Origin of the sequence: Kitasatospora sp. NPDC091257 (assembly GCF_044757675.1) — a bacterium.
In the GTDB taxonomy this organism is placed as follows: Bacteria; Actinomycetota; Actinomycetes; order Streptomycetales; family Streptomycetaceae; genus Kitasatospora; species Kitasatospora lactacystinica.
Genome location: NZ_JBIVVI010000704.1, coordinates 1 through 4,877, shown reverse-complemented (window position 1 = coordinate 4,877; position 4,877 = coordinate 1). Strand labels below are relative to the sequence as shown.

Here is a 4,877-nt window from a genome sequence, read left to right as displayed (position 1 = left end):
ACCCTAGTTTATTAGGTTTTTGTTTTTTTTAGTGTTGTTTTTTTCGTTTGTGCTCCCCCGCGGCCGGGCTGCACGTGGAGCAGCGGGCCCGCTCGGCTGTTCGCGTCCGGTGCCTCAGGCCTGGGCGACGAAGACGTGCTGGGCGATGTCCTTGCCCAGCTCCGCCGCGTTGTCCCCGGTGCCGACCAGCACGCCGCCGACGCCGGCGCTCACCTTGACCGTGGAGCCCGGCCTGACACCGGCCCGGCGCAGGGTGCTCATCAGCGCGCTGTCCGTCTGGATCGGCTCGCCGATCCGGCGGACCACCACGTCGGCCCCGGCCTCGCCCGGCTTGACGGTGTCCAGCGGGACGAGCCCGGCGTCGAAGCCCTCGCCCTCCGCCTTGGTGTCGCCCAGCTCGTCCAGGCCCGGGATCGGGTTCCCGTACGGCGACTGGGTGGGGTGGCCGAGCATGGCGAGCACCTTGCGCTCGACCGTCTCGCTCATCACGTGCTCCCAGCGGCAGGCCTCCTCGTGCACCTGCTCCCACTCCAGGCCGATCACGTCGACGAGCAGGCACTCGGCGATGCGGTGCTTGCGCATGACGCGCACCGCGAGCCGGCGGCCCTCCTCGGTCAGTTCGAGGTGGCGGTCCCCGGCGACCTGGAGCAGCCCGTCGCGCTCCATCCGGCCGACCGTCTGGCTGACGGTGGGGCCGCTCTGTTCCAGGCGCTCCGCGATCCGGGCACGCATCGGGACGATGCCCTCCTCCTCCAGCTCCAGGATGGTGCGAAGGTACATCTCAGTGGTGTCGATCAGCCCAGACATCGCCGCTGGCTCCGTTCTTCGGTGTCCTCACCGCCAATTCTGACGTACCGGACCGACAACCGGGCCCGCCCCGGGGCTCCGGAGGCCCGTTTTGTTCCTGTTGACAACGATGCCACCGGGGCGCGACCGTGCTCGCCGAAGCTTTCTCCACCGGCGGTCTGGACCACCCGGACCACCCCACCCGGCCGGAATCCCCCACCGGCAGAGAGCGAAGGCAGCAGATGAACGACCTGGTCGGCCGGTACTTCGACGCCGCGATCTCCCACCTCCAGCGGGTCCGCGAAGAGGAGGCCGACACCATCGAGGCCGCCGCCGCGCTGCTGGCGGAGGCGATGACCGAGGGTCGCCGGGTCTTCACCTTCGGTGCCGGGCACTCCGCACTGCCGGCCCAGGACGTGGTCTACCGGGCCGGCGGACTGGTCCCGGTGAACCTGCTGAACGTGCCCGGGACGGCCGGGGTGACGGTGATGCCCGCGCCGCTGTCCAGCGCGCTGGAGCGGGTCTCCGGGCTGGCCACCGCCACCCTGGACCTGACCCCGGCGACCGCCGGGGACCTGCTGTTCGTGATCTCGCTCTCCGGCCGCCAGGTGATGCCGGTCGAGCTGGCCCGCTACGCCCGGGAGCGCGGCCTCACGGTGGTCGGCGTGACCTCACTGGCGTACCCGCGGGAGGTGCCCTCGGCGCACCCGACCGGCACCTACCTGAAGGACCACTGCGACGTGGTGCTGGACAGCAAGATCGCGGTCGGCGACGGCGAGCTGACCCACCCGGGCGCCGAGACCACCTTCGGCCCGGTCTCCACCATCGTGACCAGCGCGCTGATGCAGGCCGTGGTCGCCTCGGCGGTCGGCCGGCTGGCCGACCGGGCGGCCGCCGGGGAGTGCCCCGCGCCGCCGCTGTTCCGCTCCGGCAACGTCCCGGGCGGCACCGAGTGGAACGCCGAGCAGATGGCCGAGAACGCCGAGCGGGTCTTCTACACCTACTGAGCGGCACCCGCCGTGCCGCACCCGCCGGCCGCGCGCACCGGCCCGCACTCCGCCGGGCCGCACCGGCAGGTCGCCCGCGCACATCCGCCGGCCGGTGCGCGCCCCCGCCACCTCCCGCACGCTGGGTGCCGACCCGAACACGGGGAGTACCGGACAACCACCGGGGCTTCCCGGCCACATCCGGCCGCCCCGGCCGTCACCAGGCGTACCGGCGAATCCCCCGGGGCAGGAGAGCGGTGCGACCGGAGCGACTGGTGGGGGCCGAACATGGCGTCTGTTGCGGGACGGACCGGGTGGGTACGTGAGCGGGACCTGCTGCCCGAGTTCTTCTGGGCCGCCGACTCGGCGTCGCTGCGCGGGCAGCGGCGCTCGGTGCTGCTCTCCGCCTGGGAACTGGTCCTGCTGGTGGTCGCCGCGGCGACCGGCTCGGCCGACGGCGAGCCCTGGGCCTGGCCGGCGGCGGCCGCCTACCTCGGCGCGATCGTGCTGGCGGTGGTGATCAGCCGGCAGAACCCGCAGGGCCTCTGGTACGAGGGGCGGGCCGCCGCCGAGTCGGTGAAGACGCTGGCCTGGAAGTACGCCGTCCGGGCCGACGCCTACCAGCCCCCGCCGCGCGCCCTGCCGGACGCCGAGGGCCTGTACCGCTTCCAGCTCTCCGGGGTGCTCGGCGCGTTCCGGGACAGCCCGGTGGCCGTCCCGGAGGCCGGAGTGGAGATCACCCCGGCCATGCACGACCTGCGCGGCCAGCCGCTGGCGGTGCGCCGCGAGGTGTACCTGGCCGAGCGGATCCAGCTGCAGCACGACTGGTACCGCGCCAAGGCCCGCTACTGCGCCCGCGCCGGGCACTGGGCCGGGGTGCTGGGCGTGCTGCTGCCGGCGATCGGCCTGGTGCTCGCCCTGCTGCGGGCGCTCGGCGCGTTCAGCTACGACGCGCTGGGCACGGTCTCGGCGGTGGCCGCCTCGGTCGCCGCCTGGGCGCAGCTGCGCCAGTACCGGCCACTGGCCGCCGCGTACGCCCTGGCCGCCGAGGAGCTGGCGCAGATCCAGCGCCAACTCGCCCAGCTGGACCTGGAGTCGATGGAGGCCGAGGAGATCTGGGCCCGTCTGGCCCGGGACGCCGAGGACGCGATCTCCCGCGAGCACACCACCTGGCAGGCCCGCCGGGAGGTACGCACCACCACCGACCGGGAGCACGCAACCGACCCGGAGCACTGAGGAGGCCGCAGGTGTCGTTACGGATGATCAAAACGGCGGACGACCGCGCGCTCGCCGTCGAGTCCCTCGGCGACCCGCGCGGCCGTCCGGTGTTCCTGCTGCACGGCATGCCCGGCAGCCGGGTCGGCCCGCACCCGCGCAGCACCGTGCTGTACCGGCTGGGCGTGCGGCTGATCTCGTACGACCGGCCGGGCTACGGCGACTCGACCCGGCTGTTCGGCCGCCGGGTGAGCGCGGCGGCCGCGGACGTGCGGACCATCGCGGACGAGTTCGGGCTGGACAGCTTCGCGGTGCTCGGCCGCTCCGGCGGCGGCCCGCACGCGCTGGCCTGCGCGGCGCTGCTGCCGGGACGGGTCAGCCGGGCGGCGGTGCTGGTCGGCCTCGCGCCGCGCAACGCGGCCGGCCTGGACTGGTACGCGGGGATGACGCCGTCCAACGTCCGCGCCTACCAGGAGGCCGAGCGCGGGCACGGCCGGATCGCCGACGCGATGGAGTTCCGCTCCCGGCAGATCAAGGACGACCCGGTCCGGCTGCTGAACGGGCTGCGCACCGAACTCTCCGCCGCCGACCGGGAGGTGGTGGCCGACAGCGGACTGCGGCGGATGCTCCAGAGCAACTACCGGGAGGCGTTCCGGCACGGCGCCGACGGCTGGATCGACGACGTGCTGGCCTTCACCGCCGACTGGGGGTTCGAGGTCGGGTCGGTCCGGGTGCCGACCTGGCTCTGGCACGGCGCGGACGACCAGTTCTCGCCGGTCGACCACTCCCGCTGGCTGGCCGACCACATCCCGGACGCCGAACTGTTCCTGGAGCCCGGCGCCGCGCACTTCGGGGCGTTCCGGGTGATGACCACCGCGCTGGCCTGGGCCGCGGGCTGGGGCGGCCCGGGCTCAGACCTCCACCGGCGTCAGGGGCGCTGAGCCGCCGAGCACCGCCAGCACGTTGTCCACCGCCAGGCCGCCCATCGCCTGCCGGGTGCGGACGGTGGCGCTGCCCAGGTGCGGGGCGAGCACCGCGCGCTCCTGGGCGAGCAGCGCGGACGGGACGGCCGGCTCGTGCTCGAAGTTGTCCACGGCGGCGGCGAACAGCGCGCCGGACTCCAGCGCGGCGGCCAGCGCCTCCTCGTCCACCACGCCCGCGGTCATGCTGACCACCACCGCGCCGCGCGGCAGCAGGGCGAGGCGGCGGGCGTCCAGCAGGTGCCGGGTCCCCTCGGTGAACGGGCAGGTGACGACCAGCACGGTGGAGGTGGCGAGCAGGTCCTCCAGCGGCTTCCAGTCGGCGCCCTCGGCCTGACCGGTCGGCAGTTCGCGGCGGTTGTGGTAGCTGACCGGCATGTCGAAGGCGCGGGCCCGGCGGGCCACCGCCCGGCCGATCCGGCCCATGCCGAGCACGCCCAGCGGGGTGCCGGCCAGCTCCAGGCCGAGCAGGAAGTTCGGCGCCCAGGCCCAGGACGCGCCGGAGCGCAGCAGCCGTTCGCCCTCGCCGAGCCGGCGGGTGGCGGCCAGCAGCAGCGCCCAGGCCATGTCGGCGGTGGCGGTGGTGAGCACGCCCGGGGTGTTGGTGACCAGGACGCCGCGTTCGGCGCAGGCGGCCACGTCCACGTTGTGGTAGCCGACGGCGTGGTTGGCGACGACGGCCAGCCGCGGGCCGGCCGCGTCGAGGAACCCGGCGTCCACCCGGTCGTCCAGGGTGGTGATCACGGCCCGCCGGCCGCGGACGGCGTCCAGCAGCGCGGCCCGGTCCATCGCCAGGTCGGAGTCGTGGCAGGTGGCGGCGTGGTGCGCGGTGAGCCGTTCGACGACGCCGGGGGCGAGGCGCCGGGTGACCAGGACCGGGGGCGGAGTGCTCATGGTCAGGGAGCGTACC

The 4,877-nt window shown here is 74.4% G+C and carries 5 protein-coding genes; 3 read left to right on the top strand and 2 right to left on the bottom strand.

The window, feature by feature from the left end; translation table 11 throughout:
• Positions 1 to 114 precede the first annotated feature (114 nt).
• Positions 115 to 807 carry a metal-dependent transcriptional regulator gene (locus ACIQOV_RS27765; RefSeq protein ID WP_049649967.1) on the bottom strand — a complete coding sequence of 231 codons (693 nt, stop codon included), beginning with the start codon at positions 805 to 807 and terminating at the stop codon, positions 115 to 117.
• A 221-nt stretch (positions 808 to 1,028) separates the two neighbouring features.
• On the opposite strand from ACIQOV_RS27765, the gene ACIQOV_RS27760 reads away from it, so the two are divergent.
• The 3 genes from ACIQOV_RS27760 to ACIQOV_RS27750 all read left to right on the top strand — a co-directional run bounded on the left by ACIQOV_RS27760 (position 1,029) and on the right by ACIQOV_RS27750 (position 3,928).
• Positions 1,029 to 1,793 (top strand): sugar isomerase domain-containing protein, encoded by a 765-nt coding sequence (locus ACIQOV_RS27760; protein ID WP_401053080.1) that lies wholly within the window; start codon positions 1,029 to 1,031, stop codon positions 1,791 to 1,793.
• A gap of 267 nt (positions 1,794 to 2,060) precedes the next feature.
• Entirely contained in the window at positions 2,061 to 3,008 is a 948-nt protein-coding gene (locus ACIQOV_RS27755) for a DUF4231 domain-containing protein (protein ID WP_401053077.1), read from the top strand.
• Positions 3,009 to 3,031: 23 nt separating this feature from the next.
• Positions 3,032 to 3,928, top strand: a complete 897-nt coding sequence (locus ACIQOV_RS27750) for an alpha/beta fold hydrolase (protein WP_359902164.1) — start codon at positions 3,032 to 3,034, stop codon at positions 3,926 to 3,928.
• Here the strand turns inward: ACIQOV_RS27750 and ACIQOV_RS27745 are convergent.
• Complete coding sequence (locus ACIQOV_RS27745) at positions 3,899 to 4,861, bottom strand: 2-hydroxyacid dehydrogenase (protein ID WP_401053074.1); 963 nt, start codon at positions 4,859 to 4,861, stop codon at positions 3,899 to 3,901. The two genes, ACIQOV_RS27750 and ACIQOV_RS27745, sit on opposite strands and share 30 nt — an antisense overlap.
• Positions 4,862 to 4,877 lie beyond the last annotated feature (16 nt).

Bases quoted from the DNA above. Each gene is read 5' to 3' on its own strand.
- ACIQOV_RS27755 (WP_401053077.1), top strand. From the start codon at position 2,061: ATGGCGTCTGTTGCGGGACGGACCGGGTGGGTACGTGAGCGGGACCTG.
- ACIQOV_RS27765 (WP_049649967.1), bottom strand. From the start codon at position 807: ATGTCTGGGCTGATCGACACCACTGAGATGTACCTTCGCACCATCCTG.
- ACIQOV_RS27745 (WP_401053074.1), bottom strand. From the start codon at position 4,861: ATGAGCACTCCGCCCCCGGTCCTGGTCACCCGGCGCCTCGCCCCCGGC.
- ACIQOV_RS27760 (WP_401053080.1), top strand. From the start codon at position 1,029: ATGAACGACCTGGTCGGCCGGTACTTCGACGCCGCGATCTCCCACCTC.
- ACIQOV_RS27750 (WP_359902164.1), top strand. From the start codon at position 3,032: ATGATCAAAACGGCGGACGACCGCGCGCTCGCCGTCGAGTCCCTCGGC.